This window comes from Alteromonas sp. ABH4_454 (genome assembly GCF_056311775.1).
Map to the genome: position 1 here is coordinate 330,157 of NZ_CM149972.1, position 26,894 is coordinate 357,050.

General features: G+C 45.5%; 24 protein-coding genes. 16 read left to right on the forward strand and 8 right to left on the reverse strand.

The genetic code is table 11. The features are described 5' to 3' along the window. Positions 1 to 5 precede the first annotated feature (5 nt). Positions 6 to 1,739 carry a signal recognition particle-docking protein FtsY gene (ftsY, locus tag ACYX4W_RS01445; protein WP_476074478.1) on the reverse strand — a complete coding sequence of 578 codons (1,734 nt, stop codon included), beginning with the start codon at positions 1,737 to 1,739 and terminating at the stop codon, positions 6 to 8. A 66-nt stretch (positions 1,740 to 1,805) separates the two neighbouring features. Here ftsY and rsmD point away from each other — a divergent pair, with 66 nt between their 5' ends. Beyond that, positions 1,806 to 2,468 carry a 16S rRNA (guanine(966)-N(2))-methyltransferase RsmD gene (rsmD, locus tag ACYX4W_RS01450; protein ID WP_474804286.1) on the forward strand — a complete coding sequence of 221 codons (663 nt, stop codon included), beginning with the start codon at positions 1,806 to 1,808 and terminating at the stop codon, positions 2,466 to 2,468. 63 nt (positions 2,469 to 2,531) lie between these two features. On the opposite strand, the gene ACYX4W_RS01455 is transcribed toward rsmD, so the two are convergent. Together ACYX4W_RS01455 and ACYX4W_RS01460 are read right to left on the reverse strand one after the other, a co-directional pair. Then, positions 2,532 to 3,110: a YjaG family protein gene (locus ACYX4W_RS01455; RefSeq protein WP_118491752.1), complete on the reverse strand. Its 579-nt coding sequence runs from the start codon at positions 3,108 to 3,110 to the stop codon at positions 2,532 to 2,534. Then, a complete protein-coding gene (locus ACYX4W_RS01460) occupies positions 3,111 to 3,713 on the reverse strand; it encodes a YhgN family NAAT transporter (RefSeq protein WP_118491750.1) in 603 nt (200 codons plus the stop codon). Positions 3,714 to 4,211: 498 nt separating this feature from the next. Between ACYX4W_RS01460 and ACYX4W_RS01465 the strand changes: the two genes are divergently transcribed. Next, positions 4,212 to 4,394: a helix-turn-helix domain-containing protein gene (locus ACYX4W_RS01465; protein WP_118491748.1), complete on the forward strand. Its 183-nt coding sequence runs from the start codon at positions 4,212 to 4,214 to the stop codon at positions 4,392 to 4,394. Positions 4,395 to 4,440: 46 nt separating this feature from the next. Here ACYX4W_RS01465 and pepB read toward each other — a convergent pair whose 3' ends face one another. After that, a complete protein-coding gene (pepB, locus tag ACYX4W_RS01470) occupies positions 4,441 to 5,724 on the reverse strand; it encodes an aminopeptidase PepB (protein WP_476074479.1) in 1,284 nt (427 codons plus the stop codon). Positions 5,725 to 5,915: 191 nt separating this feature from the next. On the opposite strand from pepB, the gene sfsA reads away from it, so the two are divergent. From sfsA to panC, 7 genes are all read left to right on the forward strand, one after another. Beyond that, positions 5,916 to 6,632, forward strand: coding sequence for a DNA/RNA nuclease SfsA (sfsA, locus tag ACYX4W_RS01475; RefSeq protein WP_476074480.1), 717 nt, complete (start codon positions 5,916 to 5,918; stop codon positions 6,630 to 6,632). Positions 6,633 to 6,872: 240 nt separating this feature from the next. Further along, complete coding sequence (gene dksA, locus ACYX4W_RS01480) at positions 6,873 to 7,322, forward strand: RNA polymerase-binding protein DksA (RefSeq protein WP_012519849.1); 450 nt, start codon at positions 6,873 to 6,875, stop codon at positions 7,320 to 7,322. Positions 7,323 to 7,395: 73 nt separating this feature from the next. Beyond that, positions 7,396 to 8,319, forward strand: a complete 924-nt coding sequence (gene gluQRS, locus ACYX4W_RS01485; protein ID WP_476074481.1) for a tRNA glutamyl-Q(34) synthetase GluQRS — start codon at positions 7,396 to 7,398, stop codon at positions 8,317 to 8,319. Between the two features lie 98 nt (positions 8,320 to 8,417). Beyond that, entirely contained in the window at positions 8,418 to 9,740 is a 1,323-nt protein-coding gene (pcnB, locus tag ACYX4W_RS01490; protein WP_476074482.1) for a polynucleotide adenylyltransferase PcnB, read from the forward strand. Then, on the forward strand, positions 9,733 to 10,248 hold the full coding sequence (gene folK / locus ACYX4W_RS01495) for a 2-amino-4-hydroxy-6-hydroxymethyldihydropteridine diphosphokinase (RefSeq protein WP_474804270.1): 516 nt from the start codon (positions 9,733 to 9,735) through the stop codon (positions 10,246 to 10,248). Before pcnB ends, folK begins: the two co-directional genes overlap by 8 nt. Before the next feature lie 41 nt (positions 10,249 to 10,289). Then, a complete protein-coding gene (panB, locus tag ACYX4W_RS01500; RefSeq protein ID WP_014980494.1) occupies positions 10,290 to 11,084 on the forward strand; it encodes a 3-methyl-2-oxobutanoate hydroxymethyltransferase in 795 nt (264 codons plus the stop codon). A gap of 11 nt (positions 11,085 to 11,095) precedes the next feature. Next, positions 11,096 to 11,947, forward strand: coding sequence for a pantoate--beta-alanine ligase (panC, locus tag ACYX4W_RS01505; RefSeq protein WP_476074483.1), 852 nt, complete (start codon positions 11,096 to 11,098; stop codon positions 11,945 to 11,947). A gap of 168 nt (positions 11,948 to 12,115) precedes the next feature. Here the strand turns inward: panC and panP are convergent, their stop codons facing one another. Then, on the reverse strand, positions 12,116 to 13,750 hold the full coding sequence (panP, locus tag ACYX4W_RS01510; RefSeq protein WP_476074484.1) for a pyridoxal-dependent aspartate 1-decarboxylase PanP: 1,635 nt from the start codon (positions 13,748 to 13,750) through the stop codon (positions 12,116 to 12,118). A 558-nt stretch (positions 13,751 to 14,308) separates the two neighbouring features. Here panP and ACYX4W_RS01515 point away from each other — a divergent pair. Then, entirely contained in the window at positions 14,309 to 15,040 is a 732-nt protein-coding gene (locus ACYX4W_RS01515; protein ID WP_476055632.1) for an EAL domain-containing protein, read from the forward strand. Between the two features lie 105 nt (positions 15,041 to 15,145). Here ACYX4W_RS01515 and trmB read toward each other — a convergent pair whose 3' ends face one another. The 3 genes from trmB to ACYX4W_RS01530 are packed head-to-tail and all read right to left on the reverse strand — an operon-like array spanning position 15,146 to position 17,597. After that, complete coding sequence (gene trmB / locus ACYX4W_RS01520) at positions 15,146 to 15,823, reverse strand: tRNA (guanine(46)-N(7))-methyltransferase TrmB (RefSeq protein ID WP_476055631.1); 678 nt, start codon at positions 15,821 to 15,823, stop codon at positions 15,146 to 15,148. After that, positions 15,823 to 16,638, reverse strand: coding sequence for an ABC transporter permease (locus ACYX4W_RS01525; RefSeq protein WP_474829535.1), 816 nt, complete (start codon positions 16,636 to 16,638; stop codon positions 15,823 to 15,825). The genes trmB and ACYX4W_RS01525 overlap by 1 nt, the downstream gene beginning before the upstream one ends. A gap of 26 nt (positions 16,639 to 16,664) precedes the next feature. Further along, positions 16,665 to 17,597, reverse strand: a complete 933-nt coding sequence (locus ACYX4W_RS01530; protein WP_476074485.1) for an ABC transporter ATP-binding protein — start codon at positions 17,595 to 17,597, stop codon at positions 16,665 to 16,667. Positions 17,598 to 18,320: 723 nt separating this feature from the next. Between ACYX4W_RS01530 and pdsR the strand changes: the two genes are divergently transcribed. The 6 genes from pdsR (at position 18,321) to ACYX4W_RS01560 (ending at position 26,889) form a co-directional block, all read left to right on the forward strand. Beyond that, positions 18,321 to 19,010, forward strand: coding sequence for a proteobacterial dedicated sortase system response regulator (pdsR, locus tag ACYX4W_RS01535; RefSeq protein ID WP_179984790.1), 690 nt, complete (start codon positions 18,321 to 18,323; stop codon positions 19,008 to 19,010). 59 nt (positions 19,011 to 19,069) lie between these two features. After that, the gene (pdsS, locus tag ACYX4W_RS01540) at positions 19,070 to 21,238 is read left to right on the forward strand and encodes a proteobacterial dedicated sortase system histidine kinase (protein ID WP_476074486.1); all 2,169 of its coding nucleotides are present in this window, start codon (positions 19,070 to 19,072) and stop codon (positions 21,236 to 21,238) included. Between the two features lie 272 nt (positions 21,239 to 21,510). Then, entirely contained in the window at positions 21,511 to 23,805 is a 2,295-nt protein-coding gene (locus ACYX4W_RS01545; protein WP_476074487.1) for a TonB-dependent receptor, read from the forward strand. A gap of 72 nt (positions 23,806 to 23,877) precedes the next feature. Continuing rightward, entirely contained in the window at positions 23,878 to 24,558 is a 681-nt protein-coding gene (locus tag ACYX4W_RS01550) for a Fe2+-dependent dioxygenase (protein WP_476074488.1), read from the forward strand. 448 nt (positions 24,559 to 25,006) lie between these two features. Continuing rightward, on the forward strand, positions 25,007 to 25,663 hold the full coding sequence (locus tag ACYX4W_RS01555) for a methylamine utilization protein (protein ID WP_476074489.1): 657 nt from the start codon (positions 25,007 to 25,009) through the stop codon (positions 25,661 to 25,663). Continuing rightward, entirely contained in the window at positions 25,663 to 26,889 is a 1,227-nt protein-coding gene (locus tag ACYX4W_RS01560) for an outer membrane beta-barrel protein (RefSeq protein WP_476074490.1), read from the forward strand. The genes ACYX4W_RS01555 and ACYX4W_RS01560 overlap by 1 nt, the downstream gene beginning before the upstream one ends. Positions 26,890 to 26,894 lie beyond the last annotated feature (5 nt).

A 26,894-nucleotide genomic window follows, 5' to 3' on the forward strand; every position in this document is an offset into this window, starting at 1 on the left:
TGGTTTTAGCTTTCAGGTGTGTCCATTTCGCTAAACAACGCATCAATAAATTCTTGTCCGTCAAACTGGCGTAAATCATCAATGCTTTCGCCAACACCTATATACCTTATAGGAATTTTGAACTTATCGGCAATAGAGAATATAACACCGCCTTTTGCTGTGCCGTCTAATTTGGTAAGGGTGATACCCGTTAAGCCCACGGCTTCGTTAAATAACTTAGCTTGGCTAATGGCGTTTTGCCCAGTTCCAGCGTCTAATGTAAGCATGACTTCGTGAGGCGCGTTCGGGTTGATCTTTTTCATAACACGAACCACTTTCTTAAGCTCTTCCATCAAGTTATTCTTGTTCTGCAAACGCCCTGCGGTGTCAGCAATAAGAATATCTGTGCCCCGCGATTTGGCCGCTTCTAGCGCATCGTAAAGTACCGAGGCACTGTCCGCGCCTGTGTGCTGTGCGATAACGGGAATGTCATTGCGTTCGCCCCATACTTGAAGCTGTTCAACGGCAGCAGCTCTAAACGTATCACCCGCAGCAAGCATCACTTTCTTACCTTCTTGCTGGAACTGCTTAGCCAACTTACCAATAGTGGTGGTTTTACCTACACCATTTACGCCAACCATTAAGATAACAAACGGGCCTTCACTTGAATCGTGCGCTTTCATGACTTCAGAAAGCGGTTGGTTAACTTCAGACAGCATACCCGACATTTGCTGCTTCATGATCTCCAGCAAGGCTTCCGCGTCTTTAAGATCTTTACGAGACGCACTATCAGTCAAGTGGTCAATAATTTTCTGAGTGGTATCCATGCCCACGTCGGCCACTAAAAGCTGTGTTTCAAGATCCTCGTACAGCTCATCGTCAATGGTTTTGCCTTTAAATAGGCTAACGATGCCGCTGCCCAAATTCTCTTTTGTGCGAGATAGGCTTGCTTTTAAGCGTGCGAATAGTGACTTTTTCTCTTTTGGCTTTTCTTCCGCTTGCGCTTTAGCCTGTGCTTCGACTTCTGCCTTTACGCGAGCCTCTTCTTCCGCCTGGACTTTGGCCTGTGCTTCAGCTTCTGCCTTTACGCGAGCTTCTTCTTCCGCCTGCGCTTTCGCCTGTGCTTCGGCTTCTGCCTGTAGGCGAGCCTCTTCTTCCGCTTGGGCTTTGGCCTGTGCTTCAGCTTCTGCCTTTGCGCGCGCCTCTTCTTCCGCTTGGGCTTTAGCCTGTGCTTCAGCTTCTGCCTTTGCGCGAGCCTCTTCTTCCGCTTGCGCTTTAGCCTGTGCTTCGGCTTCTGCCTTTACGCGAGCCTCTTCTTCCGCTTGGGCCTTAGCCTGTGCTTCAGCTTCTGCCTTTGCGCGCGCCTCTTCTTCCGCTTGGGCTTTAGCCTGTGCTTCAGCTTCTGCCTTTGTGCGCGCCTCTTCTTCCGCTTGGGCTTTCGCCTGTGCTTCAGCTTCTGCCTTTAAGCGAGCTTCTTCTTCCGCTTGGGCTTTCGCCTGTGCTTCGGCTTCTGCCTTTGCGCGAGCCTCTTCTTCCGCTTGCGCTTTCGCCTGCGCTTCGGCTTCTGCCTTTACGCGAGCTTCTTCTTCCGCTTGGGCTTTCGCCTGTGCTTCAGCTTCCGCCTTTTCGCGAGCCTCTTCTTCCGCTTGCGCTTTCGCCTGTGCTTCGGCTTCTGCCTTTAAGCGAGCCTCTTCTTCCGCTTGGGCTTTTTGTTTCTCTGCTTTTTTGTTCTTACTGAACCAGCCAAAAAGTTTCGACATCGTTAGGACAAATCCTTATAAATTCTTAGCAATTTCGGCTACACTTGCCGCCTAATGTATGAACGCATGATACCATTGTCAGCCACTATGAAGCGAGTTTCTCGCCCTACTCGGGCACCATCTTCTGCAAAAAAACCTCATTCACCAAAAAATGGAAGAGCCCAACGTGCAAATAGCACGGGGCAAATACGTATTATTGGTGGTCAATGGCGCGGTAGAAAGCTACCTGTATTGAACGCAGAAGGGTTAAGGCCCACTACCGACAGGAATAAAGAGACCTTATTTAACTGGCTAATGCCTTATGTTAATGACGCACGCTGTCTAGATGTATTTGCGGGCTCAGGTGGACTGGGCTTAGAAGCATTATCGCGCTATGCAGCGCATTGCGATTTTATTGAATTAGATAATCAGGCTGCTTCGCAGCTAGAAAGTAACCTTTCTTTACTTAAAGTAAGTTCAGCCAATGTCCATAAAGGTAATGCGCTAAACATCTTGAAGGGGCTCAACGGATCACCCTACGATGTAGTATTCGTTGATCCGCCGTTCGGCAAAGATTTAGTAGCACCTTCGCTTATATCGCTTGCAGAAAATAACCTAGTGCAAAGCGGCAGCGTAGTTTACTTAGAGCATGAGAGTACGCTCACAACACCAACGTTACCTACCCACTGGCAAGTTATTAAGGAAAAACACACCAGCGCACTGCGCTACATGTTAATAGAAGTGAGCTAATAGAACGTACGCTTAGCGTAGCGCAAAGCCGTGAACTTACCTAGAGTGCACGGCCTAGCTATTTTAAAGTTCAAGGCCTATGTTTGAGATACCCGCTTCCAGCGCGAGGGCTTTCATTTCGTCTGCTGCCTTTGCAGGATACTTAGCCTGCTCAACGTAATCGAGCAGTTCGTTTTGTACCTCTACTTCAAATTCCATAAGTGGATGACCTTTCACGGTCTCATCATCAGCTTCTTCGCTTTCTAATAAATAAGCTTCAACGCTACCTTGAGATAGTTTGCTGATTACCACAGCACCTTGGGGGTCATCACCTGCTATTAGGTTGAGTAGGCCAGCTAATCCGATGGCTGCATCAATAGCAGGGTAAACGCCATAGTTATCGTGTTCGCTTGTATCCGGGGTGGCAACTTCTACTTTTTCAAGCTGTACCGCAATATTAAATTTACTTTTAGGAGACTTAAGTGTTTCCCAGACCAAGTTTAAGCAGTTGCGTAAGGCATTCGCATCACCACTTTCTGTAAGCTCACAAAACAGCGTGTAGTTAGGCAACATACGTTCAAGTAACGCAGCGCCGAATGCAACGGCTTTCCAGCCTTCCAAGGCGCGGACACGCCCAAAGGTATTAAGTTTTTGCTTTGCCATTTAAAGGGCTCCAGTGGCATGCATGAAATATTTGGTAACGCCATCTAACAACATTTGGATAGCGATCATAACGAGGATCATACCCATTAATCGCTCCATCGCAACTAGGCCACGTTCCCCTAAGATTTTATGAAATACGTTTGAAAATAATAAGATGACAGCGCTAATCGACCAAGAAGCGGCAAGCGCTAGTGACCAATCCACCATTCTATCCGGTGCTTGATTAGCAAGTAGAATCAACGCAGCTAACGTTGATGGACCTGCGATCATTGGAATAGCAAGAGGCACCAAGAAAGGCTCTTCACCTACAGCAAGTCCGCTAGGGTTACCAGACGACGGAAATATCATCTTAAGCGCGATGAGAAATAGAATGATGCCACCGGCAATACTCACAGTTTCTTGCTCTACATTCAAAAAGTTGAGAACCGACTGACCGCTGAACAGAAACAGGAATAAAATACCAAGCGCAAACAATAGCTCTCGTATAAGAATAAATTGCCGTCTTTTAGGTTCAATGGATTTAAGTACCGACATAAAAACCGGCAGATTACCGAGCGGATCCATGATCAAAAAAAGCATAACGGCAGCGGACCAGGTATCCATTTTTTTATTGTCTCCGGTTGAGAGCGTAAGCCCTATTTATAGCGTGAATTGTAAAGTATAACCCAATATTCATGCAGATAGGTGGTTATGGCGCGCAATGGTAAACCAAGCAGAGTGAGTAAAAAACACCTTTTAACACTCGACTGCTGCTCTTTATATCTATCTAACCCCGATTTTTAAGTAAAAAGCACATACCTAACTTTAGTGAACGTTAAAAGAATCGGTAAAAAAGACTCGAAAAATAGTAAAAATGCGCTTAACTAAAACAATAGGAAGCAGTATGCAACAGGCGGAGCAACGATAACCTTATCTAGCATTTGGTTTATGCAATGCGTAAATAGGACCGCTTACCAAAGCTGGATGTTTAGTTTTTTATTCGCCTTTTAGGTAATGTCTTGTACAAAGCGCTTCTGATGTAATGACAAGATTACACAGCCTTGACCAAAGTAGAGGCCTGGTTAAAACCTAACAAAAACAACCACAATAGGAAAAATTGTAATGAGTTTGATGACGGTAAAAGAAGTGGCAGCATTTCTGGGTGTGCAAGAAGTACGCGTAGAGCGTCTAGAGCGCGAAAGCCTTTTAGTATCAAAAGACAAAGATACCGACGGTAACCCACTTTTTGATAGCGGTGACGTTGAACGTTATAAGAAGCTCGCTGAACGCTTGGGCGGGATCTAGCTAACGAAAAGGGGCGACACCCTGTGAAGCCCCCCTGTTTTTTTATTTATGCAGTGAAATCTTTCAGCATTCTGGCAATTGAACGAATGCCTTTTGCTGTAGCACCTACCGGCATTTCAGCGGTTGCACCACCGTGATAGGCCGCAGCCAAATCTAAATGCACCCAGCCTTCAGGCTTAACAAAGCGCGATAAGAAGCCCGCAGCGTTTGACGCACCGCCGCCACCGCCACCTTTCATCGGTCGGCTATTTGCCGTGTCAGCAAACGCTGAAGGGCAACGGTCTGCGTGAAAGTCTTCAAGGGGTAATGGCCAAAAGCGTTCATTCTCTGCTTTTGCGGCTTTAAGCATTTGATCGCGCGCATTATCATCCAGCGAGAATACGCCGTGATAATCAGAACCCAGTGCAACCACTGCTGCACCTGTTAACGTTGCTGCATCGATAATAAGCGGTGCGCCAGTTTCCGTGGCGGCCATCAAACCATCAGCCAATACTAAACGTCCTTCAGCATCGGTATTAACAACTTCAACGGTTACCCCATTTTTGTAGGTAAGTACATCACCCAACTTATAAGCGTGACCGCTAATTAGGTTTTCTGCACAGCACAAAATAAGCTGAATACGCTTTTCGCTGCCTTGAGAAATAGATAGCCCTAATGCCCCTGTAACAGTCGCTGCGCCACCCATGTCACATTTCATGTCTAGCATGCCTTCGCTAGATTTAATGCTGTAACCGCCGCTGTCGAACGTGATGCCTTTCCCTACTAGCACGGCATCGACGGGAGCATCTGCGTTGCCTGTGGGATTGTAATCAAGAACTAACATTGCAGGCGGGCGTTCACTACCACGACCTACGTTATAAATACCTATCCAGCCTTGCTCTTTAAGGCCTTCACCTACTGTCATTGAGTAAGAGACTTTGTCCCCACCCAATGATTTAAGCCACTGGGCAGCACGTGTCGCTAATGTCTCAGGGCTAAGGTCTTCCGGCGTTTCGTTTACCAGCTGACGGGTAAATAATAATGCCGCATACTCCTGCTCTAACGCGGCTTTGTCAGCCGTATCCGCCCATTGGATAGAGGCAGGCTTAAGTGCACGTGTAAAGCTAAGTGCAAAGGCCCACTGTTGCTCTTTATGCCAATTACCCTTCAGCGTAACGGCAGGCAGCCCTAGACCATCTAACTTTCTCGCTGCTTGCTGAATTAATCGCTCGTTAAGCTTGTCATCAGGTAGGTGAATAACTGCGCCTGATTCAGTGAAAGAAAGCTTAGCGCTTTCGCCCCATACAGCTTCAGCACTATTGGTTGAAAGGCTTACGGTAAATTCTGCCATCGCGTTTTATTCCTTATACATCGTTATATTTTCGATAAGCGCTTTTTGCGCTTGCTCAAATCTTTGCTACTCTCTTTTGCCTGCATACCGCGAACATGTAGCGCGTTTCCCATAAATCCGATGCTATAGCACACGAGTACTGGCAGGAAACGCCTACGCGGTGAACCTAGTTTTTATAAAAAAGGCGATACATGAAGTTTTCACCTTCGTTATTACGCGGCACCTTAATTAAAAGGTACAAGCGATTTCTTGCCGACGTTGAGCTAGACGACGGTTCAATCGTTACTGCTCATTGTCCAAATACTGGCGCAATGACCGGCTGCGCTGAACCGGGATACACGGTTTTTCTAAGTGAGTCGACGAACCCGAAGCGAAAGCTTAAGTATACATGGGAACTAGCCCAAACGTTTAATGGTCACTTCATCGGTATTAACACACACAATGCTAATAAGTTGGTGGCAGAAGCACTAGATAACAAGGTGCTAGGTGAATTTTCCGATATCGGCGGTTGGAAAGCAGAAGTAACACCGCCAACTGCCAACAGCCGATTCGACTTCGCGTTGACAAGGGAAAACGCGCAGAGTCAAGAACTTACAGAATACATGGAAGTAAAATCCGTCACTTTAGCGGAAAATAATAAAGGCTACTTTCCCGATGCGGTAACTCAGCGAGGTGCAAAACACTGTTTGGAACTGGCTCGCCTAGCGCAAGGCGGTATAAAGACCAGCTTGTTGTTCTGTGTGCAACATACCGCTATTGAAAGTGTTCAAGTTGCAAAGCATATTGATCCAACTTATGCCGAAAGCGTACAGATTGCCGCTAATGCAGGCGTAACTGTACTTGCCGCAGGCTGTATAATTGATGAACAAAAAATCCTATTAAATCAATCACTCCCTGTGATTTTATAAAAAATAGGTTGATTTTTTTCATTTCGCCTTCATATTTGCGCCTTGTTTTAGTGGGAGAACGCACTAATGCGTTTGCTGGTAGCCAGTCGTATAAATGATTAAACATCTGGTAAATGTTAGAAACAACACACCAGCATAATAATTACATAGACACGATCGATTGCCTGAAGCTGTCGAGTCTGATATAGATATCGGTCCAATCAGGACAAGATGGATGTCGTAGTGTAGGAGATGTGGCAGATGCCAACAGGAAAAGAAACAAAATCCCTAGGACTATTAGCGCTTGCAGGTTTGCAGCCGTACGAGCCAAAAGCTGACGAAGAGTACATGGGCGAGCCCCAACTTGAGCACTTTCGTCTATTGCTTAAAGCGTGGCGCAATCAACTTCGTGAAGAGGTTGACCGTACGGTAACGCATATGAAGGATGAAGCAGCAAACTTCCCTGATCCTGTAGACCGTGCAGCTCAAGAAGAAGAGTTCAGCCTTGAGTTACGTACACGTGACCGTGAGCGTAAGCTAATAAAGAAAATTGAAAAAACGCTTAAGCGCATTGAAGAAGACGATTTCGGCTTCTGCGATTCTTGTGGTATCGAAATTGGTATCCGTCGCTTAGAAGCGCGTCCTACAGCTGATTTGTGTATCGACTGTAAGACCATGGCTGAAATCAAAGAAAAACAACTTCAAGGTTAAGCTAATAACCGCGAGTATGTTGATATAGAAAGCCTCATCCCAAAAAGATGGGGCTTTTTGTTAAACCTTAATTATGCATAACCACTATGTAGGGCGCTTCGCTCCCTCACCCTCCGGCCAATTACATTTCGGTTCACTCGTTACTGCTGTTGCCAGCTACCTAGACGCGAAAAGCCATAACGGCAAGTGGTTGCTTCGCATGGAAGACATCGACGAACCACGCTGCATAGCGGGCGTCGACAAGGACATTCTTACCACGCTAGAAGCCCATGGTTTGTATTGGGATGGCGATGTCATTTACCAAAGTCAGCAACATCCTCGTTATCAAGCGATACTAGATGATTTACTTGCTCAAGAGCGAGCTTATCGTTGTACCTGTACACGTAAGCAAATTAAAGCTATGGGCGGTATCTATAACGGTAATTGCCGAGACAAGTTGTTGAGCATAGATACACAGGACTGTGCACTACGGTTAAAAGTAGATACACCACTTGAAGCTTTTGAAGATGTACTCATGGGTAAGGTTACGCCTTCTAGTTCAAACGCCAGCTCAAACGCCGAAGATGTAGTACTTAAGCGACGTGACGGTTTGTTTTCTTACAATCTTGTGGTCATTTTGGATGATGTATTTCAGCGAGTTAACTGTGTAATCAGAGGGTGCGACCTAATTGATGTAACGCCATTGCAACGCGCGGTGTATAAAACACTTGGTTACACCGCCCCTCAATACGGGCATGTGCCGGTAGCGGCTGTCGCGCCAGGCAGAAAACTCAGTAAACAAAACCGAGCAGCCCCCGTTAACAACAATACAGCGCTAAATAATATTGTGCGTGTGATGGACTTTTTAGGCTTTTCCTTTCCAATTGCATCAGAATTTGATGATATTGATTCAGCGCTTAAAGCGGCTATTTCGATGTGGGATAGGAAAAAAGTAGTGAAAACACCCGAAATTATTGTTCCACAGCATGAATCCACTTATTATAGCGAACCTTTATAGTCTGCGGAGATACCATCATCATTCATCGTGTTTTTAAATCTGTTAAGCGCGCTTTTTCAAAAGAGAGCTCGTCCTCTGACGCTTTGAAGCCAAGGACAATGACCCGTGGAGAACACGGCATTTCTCGTGAAGATGTAAGCGCAAATGCATTGAAAGTAATGTATCGCCTTAATGGAGCTGGCTTCGAATCCTATTTGGTCGGAGGCTGTGTACGCGATATTTTGATGGGTCACGAACCAAAAGACTTCGATGTAGTGACTAATGCTACACCTGAACAGATTAAAGGTTTATTCAGAAACTGCCGTCTGATAGGCAGGCGCTTTCGTTTGGCCCACATTGTTTTTGGTCGAGAAATTATTGAAGTTGCCACATTCCGTGGTCACCACCAAGAGTCCGACGAAGACGAAAATCTGCCTAAGGGCAAAGCTATTGCGAAGCGTGATGCACATGGTCAGCTAGTACGCGATAACGTTTTTGGCTCTATCGAAGAAGATGCTGAGCGCCGTGATTTTACCTTTAATGCCATGTATTACAGTGTGGCTGACTTTACGGTGAAAGACTTTGCAAATGGTCTAGCCGCCATAGAGAAGCGTGAAGTTGAGCTAATTGGCGACCCTGAAACACGCTACCGTGAAGACCCGGTGCGAATGCTACGCGCGGTACGTTTTGCCGTTAAACTTGGCATGAGCATCGAGGAAAAAACCGCTGCACCGATGAAGTCTCTGGCGAACCTTCTTCAGAACATACCACCAGCACGTTTGTTTGAAGAAACTCTTAAACTGTTTTTATCGGGTAAGGGGGAAGAAACCTTCTTAATGCTGCACGAATACGGTTTAATTGAGCCTTTATTCCCTCAGCTTACGCCATTTTTAAAAGATGAAAACAGCCGTGAGATGCAGCTTGTGCGCCGCGTGCTTGCCAATACCGATGAACGCATTAACAACGATCAGCGTGTTACGCCCGCTTTCCTTTATGCGGCACTATTGTGGTATCCGGTTGAAGAGCAGTCACAGCGCTTGCAAAGTGAGTCTGGCTTAAACGCACACGATGCATTTAACATTGCATCAGGCGAAGTTATTGCCCGTCAGACGCAACGCATTATGATACCTAAGCGCTTCTCTACCGTGGTACGTGACATCTGGATTTTACAGCAGCGTCTTCCTAAACGCTTTGGTCGTCGCGCGTTTCAATTGCTTACTCACCCTAAGTTCAGAGCTGGCTATGACTTCTTATTGGCTCGAGGTCAAATAGAAGGCGGCGATCTGCTTGAGCTAGCTCAGTGGTGGACGCACTTCCAGCACGCTGACAATGGTAAACAAAAAGGCATGCTTAACGCACTTCGCAAAAGCGAGGGTGGCGGAAAAGGTGCACCGCGTAAACGCAAGCGTAAACCAGCAGCGAAACGAGGTCCAGATGCATAAAGAGCACGTTTACATTGGCGTAGGTAGCAACCTTGGCAATAGCCAAGAAAAAGCGCAGCGTGCGTTTGATGCCATTAACCAATTAGAAGATACTCGCGTACTTAAAACCTCTTCACTTTATTCCAGTAAGCCGATGGGGCCGCAAGACCAACCTGACTATATTAATGCAGTATGCTTAATAGAAACGTCGCTTAAACCTCACGGACTATTAAAACAACTTCAGCGCATCGAGCTAGAAGAAGGCCGCGAGCGTAAGGGTGAACGCTGGGGCCCGCGCACGCTGGACCTAGATATACTGCTATACGGCAGTGAAACTATCGATACTGCAGATTTGATTATCCCTCACTACGGTATGGCAGAGCGTGAGTTCGTTATGGTCCCCTTGTTTGAAATTGCCCCTAATATGGTAATGCACGACGGTAAGCCTATTTCAGCGTGGGTTGCTAACTGCTCGCTAGACGGACTTAGTCGCCTGCGAGACTTCCAATTAGCGACAAAATCCGTATAGTTCGCCACACGATATCAACAAATATCAATCTGAGACATGTCATGAAGAAAGTAACAGTATCTGGCTTGCTTAAGAAAAAGCAGGCTGGGGAAAAGATCACCTCTTTAACCGCTTACGACGCCAGCTTCGCCAAAATGTTTGATGAACAAGGCGTAGACGCCCTTCTTATCGGCGACTCTTTAGGCATGGTTCTTCAAGGTGAAGACGACACCCTTCCAGTAACTATCGACGATATTGCCTACCACACAAAAAGTGTGCGTCGCGGTACCGAGCGCGCTTTCGTTTTAGCTGATATGCCATTCATGTCTTACGCTACACCAGAGCAGACCTACACTAATGCAGCAAAGCTAATGGCTGCCGGTGCTAGCATGGTAAAGATGGAAGGCGGAAGCTGGTTATGCGACACCATTAAAGGCTTAAACCTTCGCGGCGTGCCCGTATGCGGGCATCTAGGCTTAACACCCCAGTCAGTTCACGTTTTCGGTGGATTTAAAGTACAAGGTCGTGAAGCAAGCCAAGCGGAAAAGCTGCTTAGCGAAGCAAAAGCATTAGAAGAAGCCGGTATTCAGCTACTAGTACTTGAATGTGTACCTTCATCATTAGGAAAAGCAGTCAGCGAAGCCTTAACTATACCAGTAATAGGCATAGGCGCTGGTAAAGATACCGACGGCCAAATTCTAGTAATGCACGATATGTTTGGTATCAGCGCCAACTACATGCCTAAGTTTTCTAAGAACTACCTTGTAGAAACCGGTGATATGCGCAAAGCAGTATCAAAATACATTGAAGATGTGCAAAGCGGTGCATTTCCTTCTGCTGAACACAGCTTCGAATAACGGGGTAAAATATGAAGGTGCTTGATAGTATTTCAGCATTGCGCGACACCGTAAATACGTGGCGTCGAAATGGTGAAACCGTAGGTTTTGTCCCTACGATGGGTAACCTGCACGACGGTCATCTTAAACTAGTTAAAAAAGCAAAAGCACACAACGACAAAGTGGTGGTAAGCATTTTTGTTAACCCCATGCAGTTTGGTGCGAACGAAGATTTAGACGCCTATCCACGCACTATTGAAGAAGATAAAGCTAAGCTTATTTCGGTGGGCGCAGATGCCGTATTTTTACCAAGTGTTGCTGAGATGTACCCGGCAGGTCTAGACGCGCAAACCTTTGTTGAAGTGCCTGGTATATCAGACTCTCACTGTGGGGCAAGTCGTCCAGGACATTTTCGCGGCGTGGCAACCGTGGTTACTAAGCTGTTTAACATGGTACAGCCAGACGATGCCTTCTTTGGCGAGAAAGATTTCCAACAGCTACAAGTTATTCGCGCTTTAGCGCGTGACTTGTCAATGGCGGTAAAAGTTCATGGCGTACCTACCGAGCGCGAGGCGTCGGGTCTGGCAATGAGTTCTAGAAATGGGTACCTGACAGAGTCTGAAAAAGCCACAGCAAGCGCTATTTTTGAAGAGATGCAGCGTATTAAAGCGAGCATCGAAAATGGTAATACCCACTTTGCTGAGCTTGAAAATATCATGGTTGCTAACCTTGAAGCGAAAGGCTTTAAGAAAGACTACTGCCAGGTAGTTAACGCAGCTACGTTTGAAGCGGCTAACGATAGCGACAAAGAGCTAGTATTGCTAGTTGCTATGTTTATGGGTAAGACCCGTTTAATCGATAACATGCAAATTACTCGACGTTAAGCGAAAGTCAGTTATAAACGAAAAAACGCCCGATGCAACACTCTTAAACAGAGCCAGCACCGGGCGTTTTTGTTTGTTCGCTTTGAAACATTAGCTTTTTCGTTAGCCTAGAAACTACTCGAATTTAAAAAGCTAACACCTTAGAGGCTAGCATTTAAGATGCTTCACCTATGAAGCTAGAGTTTCTGTTTCACTAACAAAATCCATTAGCTCTTTCCAAGCCTGTGTCTCTTTCGCAATTAAGTGTTGCTCAGCCAAAATTGCTGCCAAGTCGTTATGGCTAGTAAGCGGATTCGCTAACACTACGCGAAATACGGTAATACACTGAGATGGGTAATCTGGCGCTTCTAAACGAGTACGAGATACGAATGACTTACCAGCTTCACGCTGCTGCTTTTGAACTGCGACAACGAGCGCGTCAACTTTTTGGTTAATTGCGTTACGCGTTTGGGCGTTAGCGTGCTTTAACTTTTCCTGTACCTCTTCAGGGCACACTCGATAGGTCAATAGCGATAACGTTGGCGTAGTAGTTAATTCAAAGTCACTCGCCTTATCTATCATTTGTGAAAAGTCTTTGGCTTTATCGATGCTGCGATCAATAAGGAGTTCGTAACCTTTGCGACCAAATATATGCAGCGCCGAGTAAACCATCATAGCCATACCGTTACGGGAGCCCTCTAGCGTGGTAGCACCTAAATCTTTAGAGCCTGCACGCAGAATATACTGAGCATGATGTCTTACCGCGTTGGCATGTTGTGGGTCTTTAAAAAGGGCCATGCCCGCGCCCATAGGCACATACATTTGCTTGTGAGCATCAATGGTGACTGAGTCTGCTCGCTCAATACCCTTTAATCGGTCGCGATAACGCGCAGAAAATAAGGTAGCGCCGCCCCAAGCTGCGTCTACGTGGAACCAGCAGCCAAGCTCTTTTGCAACGTCAGCAAGCTCATCCAGTGGGTCGACGTGACCGGTCTCAGTGGTACCGCCCACGCCAACGATAGCAAGAAGCTTATTCCCTTCCTCTTGATAACGTTTACCAATGCGAAGGGCTTTCGCTGGATCTAGGGTTTGTTTCGGCGCAGCGACCGTTAGTAACTGCTCACGACCTAAGCCTAGTACGTCTACTGCTTTTGATAATGAGTAGTGGCCGCGTTTGCTGCACATCACCCCTAAGTTATTAATATCGTAGTGACGATAAGCAGCGGCAAGACCCGCTTTAGCCACGCCTGAAAAGCCTTTTTGCGGGCCGAGTAATTTATTGCGAGCTACCCACAAAGCAGTGATATTGGCGATAGTACCGCCTGAACAGAATGCACCTAATGAGTGTGCTGCACTGTGCAAATGCTCATCATAAAAATCTTGAGGCTGGTCGTACACAAGGTTGTGCATCATACCCAGCACTTGACGTTCAAGCGGTGTGAAAGCTTTAGAGGTCTCTATTTTAACCAAGTTCTGGTTAAGCCCTACCATTAACTTAGAAAGCGGTAGGTGGAAATAAGGTAGCGCAGAGGTCATGTGACCAATAAAAGTAGGCGAGTAAGTATTTACAGAGTGTGCAACGAGCTTATCAAGTAAGCTTTCAGCATGAGTAGACACAAACTCAGGCGACTCAGGCACTTTGGAGTCTGAAAAATCTTTTTCAATTTCTTCTAACGACGTTTTTTTTGTCACTACATGCTGCGACAAAAAATCTAAGATATTGTCAGATAAATGCTGCTCTATTTGAGCCAGCTTTGAGTCTTTGTGTTCAGGTTTGGTAAAGACCCTAAACAGGTGCTCTAAACTAACTTGCGCTTCACCCACTCAACACACCTCATACTTTAAACAATCACACATTTCGCTTACATTTATTGGGCGAAATAAACAGGCGGTTTTGTAGGATACCGGCCTGACACTTACTTTTCCTTCAGCCATTTAGCATGCTTCTTAAACAGCAGCTATTTAACCCCTATACCTCGTTGCTATAAAAAACTAGATATCGGCTAGGCTAATGCGCGTTGACGCGGTCCATTCGTTGCCAAACCTGAAACTTATCACAATACTTTCAGGGTGTGGCACTTTACATCAGATTGCAATGCTCGCCAAGAGGCAGAAACCGCCAATTCACCGTCTTATGTGAAACATTCAGACTAGTTAGTCAATTTTCATGGACATGACGGACACACTATACCTTTAGCTGTCTAGTGATGTGACCTGCAAGGATAAACCATACTTCTTTCAAATTAGTACCGCAAAATTTTGCACTCTCAACTATATTTAATTTATGAATAGTGCAGATGCGCAACCTGCTATAACTGTTAAGCGCAGGTGTCGGGGACGTATCAGTCACTATTAGATACATTATTGCAAGGAGGTCGGTTTATGCCCATACGCGAAATATCCGAGGATTTCTCCATAGAAGATATTGTCCCCTACTTTCAACCCATTGTTGATTTAAATAGCCAAGGGGTATGGCGATACGAATGCTTGGCGCGCCTTATTACACGAGGGGATAAAACCTTTCTGCCCAGCGAATTTCTTTATCTTATTGAACGAGAGCAACATGTAAATTCACTTGCAGCAAGTATGTTCGTTCAGTGTGCCAGTTACTTTCACGATGTGAATATTCCTTGGAATATTAATATAAGTGCCAAAGATTTGTATAACCAGGAACTTACCAACACACTTATAACCCACTTAGCGAGTTACCCAGCGCCAGAGCGAGTAAGCATTGAAGTCAGTGCTTCTACCGCGCTGTCTAATCCTAAAAGCTTAACCGAGTTTATAGAAAAAAGTATGCACGCCGGGCTAGGTGTGTTCATTGACAATGTCGGCTCTTGCCCAGGGAATATACGGGCGTTGATGAACCTGCCAGTTCGAGGCATAAAGCTAGCCGGTGGACTCATTAAACATTACGACGAACAAGAGGCAGTAAGAGAGTATGTGGACTATTTATTGTCGCTGTGTGAACGACATAGCGTAAGCACCATAGCTGAACACGTTGAAGATGAAGCGCATTTAGAACGCGTAAAGCGCCTGCCCATTCGCTATGCACAGGGCTATGTATTCAGCCCGCCTTTAGCGAACGTACGCTCTGCCACAGCACGGCATTAATAGGCTAGTCGTTTAGCGATATAGACGAAAAAAGGGCGAGGTATTGAAGTAAGCTCCCCGCCCTTTTATCCAAAGTAAGCTGCCGCTCAAATATTGAGAGCCTTATTAACTTTCTTCGCTGCGACAATTTAGCTGCCAGCACGACTGCCCACTACCTCGGTACTTTCGTTCAAACGGCGTCATGTGATTGTCGCCGGTGACTTCAGATAAGTCTGACACTATGCCGTAGTGTTTAGCCGCTTGCGCAAATTCCATCAGGTAGATAAGCCAGTTGCTTCGCACCTCAATATTGGGGGTAATAGCCATCAAATCCACCATGGCCGCACTGCCGTGCCAACGCTTTTGAACCTGGGTCTTTTTGGGGTACGGGTTAGGGTACAGTAAAAAGTGCTGCGTCACCTTCCAGTTAGACTGTTTTACCAAGCGCCAAAAGTCATTTACATCAGCACGGATCACCCGATAGTTATCCTGCTGCGCGCTGTAATGCTCATGCTTATCTACCCGTAAAGCTGACTTATCAATGCCGATAACACGGGCATCGGGGTTAGCTCTTGCTATGTTTGCCGTACTTTCGCCAACACCACAGCAAGAGTCTAGAATAACCTCGCCGTTGAAGCCGTCGCCAGCATCAAGCCACGCACTTACCTCGTCAAAGGCGGCTTGTGTATGCTCGCTAATGGGCCTCTTGTTTTCACTGACTTGGTACTTTTTTACTAAGTCGTCTAACTTATCGTGAATACCCACCTGCGATGTAGTGATTTCTCTAGAGTTACCGCTCGCCATTAGCTACGTATACCTTTACCGGTTTTAAGTAAATAGTACGCTACGCTAAATAGCAACGCGTTGAAGCCCACTAACAAAGTAAGCGATAGTGTCACGTTCACGTCAGATACACCTAAGAAGCCGTATCGAAACCCGTTAACCATGTATACAACAGGGTTCGCTTTGCTCACCCATTGCCAGAATTCAGGCAATAGCGTAAGAGAATAGAATACGCCGCCTAAATAAGTTAACGGCGTTAAAACAAACGTTGGCACCACGCTGATATCATCAAAAGTTTTGGCAAACACCGCATTAATCAGGCCCGCAGTGGCAAATAAGGTAGAAGTAAGTAGTAACGTCAGCGCAATAATGCCTAAATGATGTATTTGTACGTCAACGAAAAATAGCGACACCAAGGTAACGATTATTCCTATGAGAATAGCGCGTGCTACACCGCCACCCACATACCCAAGAATGATAACTGAAGTGGGTACAGGCGATACCAATAGCTCTTCAATATTGCGCTGGAACTTTGCGCTAAAAAATGAAGATGACACATTGGCGTAAGAGTTTGTGATCACCGACATCATAATAAGTCCGGGTACAATAAACTCCATGTAGGTAAAGCCCCCCATTTCGCCAATACGGTTACCGATAAGGCTACCGAATATAACGAAATACAGGCTCATCGTAATAGCTGGTGGCACCAGGGTTTGTACCCATATGCGCAAAAAGCGCGTGCATTCTTTTATCCAAATAGTGGTTAGCGCAACATAGTTTTGCTTAAACCAACCCACGTTTTCTTCTGTGTTCATTTGTGTACTTTCAGTTTTCATGTTCTTCACCTTTTCCTGCTGTGGGCTTAGCTAGCTTGTTTCGCTGATTCAACTAAACGCACAAACAATTCTTCCAGGCGATTTGATTTGTTGCGCATACTCATTACTTGAACGCCCTTTTCACTGAGTTGCGTGAAAACTGGGTTTAGTCCTTCGGTCTTCTCTACATCAACTTCAAGGGTGTGGTCGTCAATCAAACGGTGTTCAAAGCCGGTTAGTAGGCCATCTGTTGTCTTTATGCCATCTGGGATTTTGATATCTAACACAAAGGTTTCCACATTAAGCTTAGACAGCAGCGCCTTCATGCTGGTGTTCTCTACAATGGTGCCCTTATTAATAATGGCGATATTGCGGCACAGCATCTCTGCTTCTTCAAGGTAGTGGGTGGTAAGGATAATGGTAATACCCTGACGGTTTATTTCTTCTAAAAAGCCCCACATAGAGCGGCGAATTTCAATATCTACGCCTGCAGTTGGTTCATCTAGAATAAGTAGCTTTGGTTCATGCATTAACGCACGAGCAATCATTAAGCGGCGTTTCATACCACCTGATAACTCGCGGGCGCGGGCATCGCGTTTTTCCCATAGATCCAGTTGAGCAAGGTATTTTTTAGCGCGTTCTTTCGCAACACTACGCGGTACGCCATAGTACCCAGCTTGGTTAAGCACAATTTGCAGTACGGTCTCAAACTGGTTGAAGTTGAACTCTTGTGGTACCAGACCAATGCAGGCTTTAGCTTGTTCTTTTTGCGTGGTGAGATCATAACCAAACACCGAAACGCTGCCGTTAGTTTGATTAACAAGTGAGCTTATAATGCCAATGGTGGTCGATTTTCCTGCCCCATTTGGGCCAAGTAATGCAAAGAAGTCTCCTTCTTGTACTGTAAGGTCGACGCCTTTTAGTGCCTGTACGCCACCTTTGTAGGTTTTGGTTAACCCTTTAATGTCCAACGCTTTCATGATTTGCCCGTAGTGAGAGTGTGACTACTAAGACATACTGACCTTTGATAAAAGCCAAAGGTCAGTACGCCCTTACCAACTTTAGTGAGATGTCGTTATCTGTCGCTAACAATATATAGTCAACGAAGTGTAACCTAGTTCATGCTATTAAATGAATACACTCGCGTTTAGTGGTTGCTTTAAACAGTTAGAAAATGAGTGCAAAAAGACCTTTTTCAACCCTAATAAAAAAGCGCTGCGTACCGTTGGGGGAGCACGCAGCGCAAAGGGTAGCTTTATACCAGTCTGCATGGAAGTTCAGCCTTACCGCTTCCACGGTGCTGTTTGTCACTCTCTTGAGAATAAAAGAGACGTCAACAGCACAGTCTGCTTTAACCACATTGCACTTGCTAAAACAGACTAGGTATAGAAGCCTGTTTTGAAGCGATGCGCACTGTGTTCGACAGACAATATTTATTTAACACGGTACAAATGGCAGAAAAGGCGCCTAATTGTGGAAATGTAATGATGGTTTAATACCAGTCCACACAGACAGTACAATAGAACGCTAAGCCAGATAGAAGCTCGCGTTGCAGAATGCTCTATTTATAAAAATTTCGCTCAACGCTTCTCAAATATGGCGCAAATGAGGCAAGTTTGAGGATTTTATGTCGAACTTAGGCAATAGCTTTTGTTCATAGGTATAGTGTGCGTTCTATTAGAATTATAATTGTGGGTTAATGTATGCCAAAGACAATTGCATTAGTGGAAGATGACGCGGCCATTCGCGAAAACTACATTATGGCGCTTAAAGCGCAGGGATATAGCGTAAATGCCTATGAAGACAGACCCTCTGCGGCCGAAGCGTTTAACCACACCCTACCCGACTTAGCCATTATTGATATTGGTTTGAAAGATGAAATAGAAGGTGGCTTTATGCTGTGCCAGCAACTGCGAGGTCTTTCTCAAACCCTTCCCATTATCTTTTTCACTGCGCGGGATAACGATGTCGATACTATTAGTGGCCTTAGAATGGGCGCGGATGATTACCTAACTAAAGATATCAGCATGGCTCACCTGCTAGCCCGAATTGCCGCACTGTTTAGACGTACTGATTTGCTTGCTGCCCCCACAGAGCAAAAAGATGAGCTAAAAGTAGGTGATTTAAAAGTAGATGTATCGAGAATGACGGTAAGCTGGCAAAACCAACCTGTTTTACTGACGGTAACAGAGTTCTGGATGCTGCACGCACTCATCAAGCGACCAGGTCACGTAAAAAGCCGTCAACAGCTTATGGATGAGTCGAGAATGGTAGTCGACGACACCACCATTACGTCTCACATAAAACGTATGCGCAAGAAATTTGTGCAGCTTGACGCAAACTTTGATCATATCGATACCGTGTACGGTATGGGGTATCGCTGGCAGCTTTAAAGTACGTGGGTTTAACGCTGTGTATCATCAGTAAAAAATAGAGGCAACCGACTACACACATGGGATTTCGCTTTTCTATCCGCCTTCAGCTTATGGTGCTGTCGTTGTTCCTATTCACCATTCCCTACTTGGGCTATAACTACGTGTGGGAGCTTGAGCAGTACCTTAGAAATGGTCAAGAGCAAACCATGATAGGTACGGCGCGAGCCGTTGCCACTGCCCTTCACGAACGACCCGCTTTATTTGATAGTCAATCAGCTTACCTTCAAGACGTGCGCCCCGGCACAGACCTTTACGCGCCGCCTATTCCTTATCCTATTCAGCTAGATGGCGAACTTAACGACTGGCAGCAAGTTAGCGAATTAATGAGCGAGTATGGCAGTGATGAAGTCATTGAGTATTACAACGGCTTTGCTGGCGAACCCACTAGCTTGTCATTTAAACATATGGTGGGACGCTACGGACAATTTCTGTATGCCATGTTTGAAGTGAGCGATGACGCGCTGTTATGGCGGCAACCCAATAGCTTAAGCGTAGAAACGGGCGACCATTTACTTATCGGCATGGAAACCCCACAAGGTGAGCTAGCAAGATACGTTGTTGCGCCCTATGAAAGTGGCTGGGTAAACGCGTACAAACTTGCTAGCAACACGTCTACAACACGAGCAATAGAGAACGCTCTTTCAATTCAAGGTCGCTGGCAAGAAACTGCCACTGGCTACAATGTTGAATTGCGCTTCCCGCTGTCTATGACTACAGGCGGCTTAGCATTTTCACTCGTCGATGTTGATGATGAGAACAGCAGGTTGAAGCAATACGCATTAGGCACAGCAAATACAAAAGAGCTCGCTGAGTTGGGTACTGTCATAACACCCTCCCCTGAAATTGAGCGTATTTTGGCAGGCTTAAAATATGCCGATTCTAGGGTGTGGGTTGTGGACAAGCACAAACGCGTGCTCGCTCGCGCTGGTGATATTCAATCGGCTACAGGCATTAAAGTCGATGAAAAAGAAGCCCCATCTAATGCGGTATGGCATTGGATAGAAAGTGAGTGGTTACTTCCGCTTTATTATCAAATTCTTACTCGCCCACCTGCCGACTTTATCGATGAGTTAGACGATGCCTATGCACTAGTGGGGCAGGATTTAGGTACGGCGTTAAATGGTCAGCCTGAATCACTGTGGCGCTTGTCACCCGATAATAAAGCCATTGTACTTTCTGCTGCCTACCCTATTTTTATTGAAGGCAATGTAATGGGGGCGGTAATTGTAGAACAAACTACTAATGGCATTCGCACATTGCGAAACCGAGCCCTTGAGCAACTTTTCCACGTTATTTTAGCAGTAATGAGCATAGGTACATTGGGGCTACTGCTATTCGCTACGCGAATCTCAAATCGTATCCGTTCCCTTCGTGATAACACCGAAGCCGTCATTGACGACAATGGTAAGATTATTGGCGCACTGCCGGTATCTAACCAACGTGATGAAATTGGCGATTTATCCCGTTCATTTGCCGACGTACTTTCACGCTTACAGCAGTACAACTCTTATCTAGAGAACATGGCCTCTCGTTTGTCTCATGAGCTAAGAACACCTATCGCTGTGGTGAAGTCATCGTTAGATATGCTTTCTCACGTTAATGATGCTGACCAACAAGCGGTATTTGTAGAAAGGGCTCAGTCAGGCGTAAATCGTCTAAGCACTATATTAAACAGTATGAGTGAGGCTACGCGATTAGAGCAAGCAATTGAGCAGGAAGACTTAGAAACCTTTAATATTATCAAAGTGATTGACGGATGTGTTCAAGGCTATCAGCACGCTTATGCGCAAAGAAAATGGACCTTTATTTCCACTGACAATAGTTTGCTTATTAAAGGGTCTCCTGAACTTATTGCCCAGCTTTTCGATAAAATCGTCTCAAACGCTGTGGACTTCAGCAAAGATAATGATGAAATTATCGTCAAACTGGAAAAGAACGACAAATCTGTGCGACTGTCGGTCAGCAACCCTGGGCCTTTACTTCCCAAAGGAATGAAGAGTCAGCTTACCCAATCCATGGTATCGGTAAGAAAAGAAAATGACGTGCAAAACGCTACACACTCCCCCCATTTAGGGCTAGGGCTTTATATCGCGAACATGATAGCTACTTTTCATAAAGGGCAGCTTTTGTTGAATGACAGAGAAGATGGCACGGGCGTCATCGTTACCGTTAAGCTGCCGCTTTAATTCTGGTATAAAGCATTTTTGGCAAAGTCACCTGTTATAAATACTCGGAGAGTCTAATAGCAAAACAAAAGTCTCTCCTCATTAGACGTCCTTTTTGCTAAGTGGCAAGCTATCTTACAAAAGCAACTGGCCGAAATATAAAGAGAATTTGAATTAAGCATTACTTAAGACTCTTTCAAGCATATCAAATGAGAATGTTTATTATTTATATTTACATTTCTTTGCATATTTCATAGACTTCGTCCTCCTTACACACACTCAAGGGAAACAGGATGAAAAACACTAAGTTAACTATGGGCGCACAGACTATTGCCGCTGCACTGGCATTTGGTAGTGGTGCAGTAATGGCGCAAGAAGAAGTAGAAACCTGTAATGGCACTACTTCAGCAGAATGTGAAACCGTAACTGACGAAGCAATAGAACTGATTAAAATCCACGGCGTACAGCAATCTATCTACCGCTACAATAAATCTGGCGATCCTCGTCGCTTAGCAGACCTTGTTGATACACCACAAACCATTAGCGTTCTTACTCAAGACCAAATTCAAGAAAGCGGAAGAACAGATCTTAGAGATATCTTGCAAGCACAGGCAGGTGTAACTTTAGGTACCGGTGAGAATGGTAATGCTTTTGGTGACCGCTATATTATTCGTGGCCACGAAGCACGCAGTGATGTATTCGTTGATGGTCTTCGCGACCCAGGTATGACAATCCGTGAAAGCTTCGCAACCGAGCGAGTTGAAATTACCAAAGGTCCTAGTTCTACTTTTGCCGGTCGCGGTTCTTCAGGTGGAGCGGTTAACTCTATCACCAAAAAGGCGTCTACCGCTTACAACTTCGGCCGTATTGATGCCGCAGTAGGTACCGACGAGCACAAGCGAGTAACCGTTGATTTAAACAAAACGCTAACTGAAACCAGCGCTGTGCGCCTAAACGGACTTTATTCTTCTGAAGATAAACCTGGACGTGAGGGTATTGAGCGCGATCGTGAAGGTGTGCAGCTTTCTTATGTGAATCAGCCTACTGACCGTTTGTCCTTCACTGGCGACTTGTATTACCTCAATGCAGAAGACATTCCTGACTTAGGTAGCTATTACGACAGGGATGCAGGCTACCCGCTTGAAGATATTCCTGTGTACGCACAAGATGAAGACTTCCAAGACTCGGAAGTAACCACATTCACCTTGCGTACTGAGTATGATATTAGCGATAACGTGCGTTTTTATAACGCTACCCGTGTAGGTAAAACGGAAAACGAATATATTACCACGGGGATGCGTGGCACTAACCGTGACGCAACCGACCCTACTGCGCCAGGTGCTTACACACTATCTTTAAGCAATCACCAAGGTTGGCAGGAAGTTGACTATGTAACTACCCAGTTTAACTTATTCTGGGATACGGCTTTCGCAGGCGTTGATCACCGTTTCGTGATCGGTTTTGAATACACCGATGAATCGGTAGACAATGGCGTGTTCAATATGGATTATACTAATCCATCAAACTGTTTAACCAGCGGTCGTCGCGGTGTATCTGAAAGCTATTGCTTACTAGATGGTGAAGGTAACATGGTCGATAACATTAACTCGCTAATGGGTAAAGCTTATACCCGTGGCGATGCTGATGCCCTATTCGACATTGAAACATACTCACTATACGTTATGGACACCTTTGAGCTGACCGATAACTTTAATGTTTTCGCCGGTCTTCGTGTAGACAGCTATGACTATAGCAACCAAACCTCTAGCGACCTTTACGAGTTCTCGGATGAACTATACAACGGTCATTTAGGGCTAGTTTATGATGTGACCGAGAACGGTAACATCTACGCTTCGTATAGCACGGCAACCAACATAAACGGCGGTGAATCAGATCTAGGTGCTAACTGTGGTTATGGCGGTATTTGTGGTACGCCAGAGCAAGCGTCTCAAGCTGACCCAGAGCAGGTTGAAAACATTGAGTTAGGTACTAAGTGGTCACTATTCAATGAAAAGCTTGTAGCAAATGCCGCGCTATTCCGTATCACTAAGAGCGACGTACACGAGAGTGTTGGTGATGCTTATTCAACGCTAGGTACATTGAACACAGGTGAAAACCGTGTAGAAGGTATTGAGTTTGGTTTAAGCGGTGATATCACAGATAAGCTTAGCATCCAGGCGTCTGCTGCATTTATGGATTCAGAAATTCTTGAGTCTTACAGCGAAGATAATATCGGCCTTGCGCTAAGCAACTTCGCTGACGAAAGCTTCTACATTCAAATGCGCTATCAGCCTAATGAGAAGTTTGCCTTTGGTGGAGACTACAGCTACCAGTCGGAAATGTATGGCGGTCAACCAGATACCGCAGCGGGCTATAGTGCTGAAACCGGTGAGTACTCTATCGTAGTTCCTGACTATCAAGTGATTAACCTATTCGCTAACTACTATCACTCAGAGTCACTGACTTTCCGTGTTAACATTGGAAACTTGTTTGATGAAGAATACTGGACGGCAGCCTACCGTTCTGGCGCCTTCATGTATATCGGTGATGGTCGCAACATTACAGGTACCGTTAGCTACGAATTTTAATGCTAGCATGACCTAGGCGGGCAACTGCCTAGGTCTTTTTATATTAAAAACACTCTCAAAAGCGTTGAAAACATGATTATTATTGATGACTTATTGACGAAAAATGAAGTTGCTCAGTTTCGTCAGCAGCTTACTGATGTGCCCTTTGTTGATGGCAAGAACACAGCGATGGGCATGGCTGCAGGCGTCAAAAATAATGGTCAGGCAGATGCACAGGACAAACGTGTTCAGCAGCTTGCTAACCAATTGCTGAGCAAATTAGGTAACCACCCCAAAGTTATCTCCGCCGCCCTTCCTCAACGTATTTTCCCGCCGTGCTTTAACCGCTACAGCGAATCGCAAACCTATGGCTACCATGTAGACGCCGCCATTATGCGTATTCCGAATACGCCCGATGTCTTACGCAGCGATATGTCGATGACGATTTTTCTTACAGATAAAGATGACTACGAAGGCGGTGAACTTGTTATTCAGACAGGATTTGGCGAGCAAAAAGTTAAATGCGATGCCGGAAGCGCCATACTCTACCCATCTTCAAGTCTACACAAGGTGACGCCTGTCACTAAAGGCGAGCGCATTGCCGCTATCACCTGGCTGCAAAGTATGGTGAGTGACCAGCAAATGCGTGAAACGCTTTTCCAGCTTGACCAAAGCATTCAGTCACTGGTTAACGCAGGCACCGCTGAGCGAGAGCAGCTTGATGGACTTCATCATGTTTACCACAACCTGGTGAGAAAGTTCTCTCAGCTTTAACCTCAATTCAACACAAGTACAATTTGTCACAAGCATTAGCGCGAAAGCTTTCTTAAAAACGAAATAAAGTCTCAGTCGATAGGGTCCTATACTAAAGGTGTAACGCAGTTGTATATTACTGGGTTTATTCTATGACTAATACCAATCCGCATAGATAAGTGCCCACTCAGAAGGCGCTGGCAAGTTTCCTAGCGAAGCGTGGGAATGCAGGAATGGCTGCTCCCTTTCAAATTCCCAGAATGAAGCTAGGAAGCTTGCCAGACCTTCCCGAAGGGCGAGTTTAAAATGTCCGTACTCTTTGTTGTGTCACCTTGATGTAGAGCCACTATACCTGCGGTAACACGCCGCGATTACGAACATTTTAACTCTCGCTGAGTGGGTAATTATCTATACGGACTGGTATATTCAACTGACGCTTTCTTTTTATACTTTGTGCTGTGGTACTTGAATGAAATATAAAACACTTTTTACCGCCCTTCTTTTTATGGCTTGTTCAAGTATGGCCTTAGGACAAAACGGCGAAACCGCTAGCTTTTCTATCACACTTAATGATAGCGATGGCGAGCCTGTCGATAACGGCGTGTTTCTTTTTGAGCCTCAGTTTGAGCCGGATGCACATCAGATGCCGCAGCAAGAACCAGCCGTAATGAATCAAATAGATAAACAGTTTGAACCTCACGTGCTTGTGGTAAAAGCCGGTACTGAAGTGACTTTCCCTAATGCGGATAATTTGTTTCACCACGTCTATTCATTTTCACCTACGAAACAATTCGAACTAAAGCTCTATAAAGAGTTTACGGCAGAGCCTTTACGCTTTGAAAATGCAGGTATTGTGGACATTGGCTGTAATATTCATGATTGGATGCTGGGCTACATTGTAGTCTCAGACTCTCCTTATTTTGGTAAAACTGATAATGAGGGGCAGTCTTCAATTTCACTTCCTCATGGTGAGTACACCGTCCGTTTTTGGCACCCGCAAGTGGAAGGTGAAAAAGCGCTCCCTGCACAGTCCATTTCTGTGTCTGCCGATACTCAAGTAACATGGGCACTTAATACAAACATAATTAGGGATGACGGATTCGATTCTGGTTTCGGCGACTATTGATGCGGTTTGTCACTCAATCATTAGCCCTATTGTCGTTAGTTTTCTCTATCGCAAGCTACGCAGAAACAGACTTTTTGTTGCGCGGAACCTGGGCGCTGAAAGAAAACACACAAAGTTTTCAAGACTTTGGCCAAAACCACCAGCGATTCGAAGGTGATGGCTTACACCTTTCTCAAGCCGTTATCTCAACCAACCTGCGTTTATTTGATGATTGGACAATATCTGGTGTTTTAAACGCTTACAGTGACGGTGAGGAACGACTCAACTTTTCTCAGCTATATTTAAAATATCGGCCACTTAGCGCCTCATCTATAAAACCAGAAGTAAAAGTAGGTGCATTTTATCCTGCTATTTCAGCTGAAAATACAGACATTGCTTGGCTATCACCTCACTTCCTCACTAACTCAGCCATAAACAGCTGGATAGGTGAAGAACTAAGAACAGGTGGGCTTGAGATGAGTTTTCGGCAAAATGGCAGACAAGTACGAAGCAACTGGTCGTGGAAAGTATTGGGCAGCGTTTTTAAAGGTAACGATAGCACTGGAACACTACTCTCTTGGCGCGGCTTTGCACTTCACGATAGACAGTCACTTTACAACGATAGGGTGAATTTCCTGCCCATTCCGAGTGTAATCGATGAGGAAAGGCTGGATGCCCCTGCATGGACCGAACCTTTTCGGGAAATAGACAATCGCTTTGGCTATTACTTCGGAGCGCACGTGGCGTACAAGCGCAGCGCTGAAATGCGCTATTACTATTACGATAATAACGCAGACGCAAATGCAGTCGACCCCGACCGCATCTACGCATGGCATACACGCTTTCATTCGTTAACACTGCGCTATCTACCCCGCCCCGAATTAACGCTGTTTTCTCAACTTCTATATGGCGACACCCTAATGGGAGAAAACATCGTTGATAATGACTTTGCGAGCGCTTATGTTGCCGCTGCCTTAGATTTGAATGCGGTGGGACTAAAAAACTTAACCGCGGCAGCACGCATAGACTGGTATCGCGTGAGTGATAATGACAACACAATGTACGACCCAAATGGTAGTCGAGGTAACGCCTATACAATTAGCGTAAAGTACGACATTACCTCTCGCTTTTCAGTAACGACAGAATGGCAATTAAACTCAGGTGAGCAAGAAAATTTGCGTTTCTTTCGGCCTAGTGAGAATTTCACAGAACACCTCTTTCAAGTGGCGTTAACCGCAACACTCTGAACTAT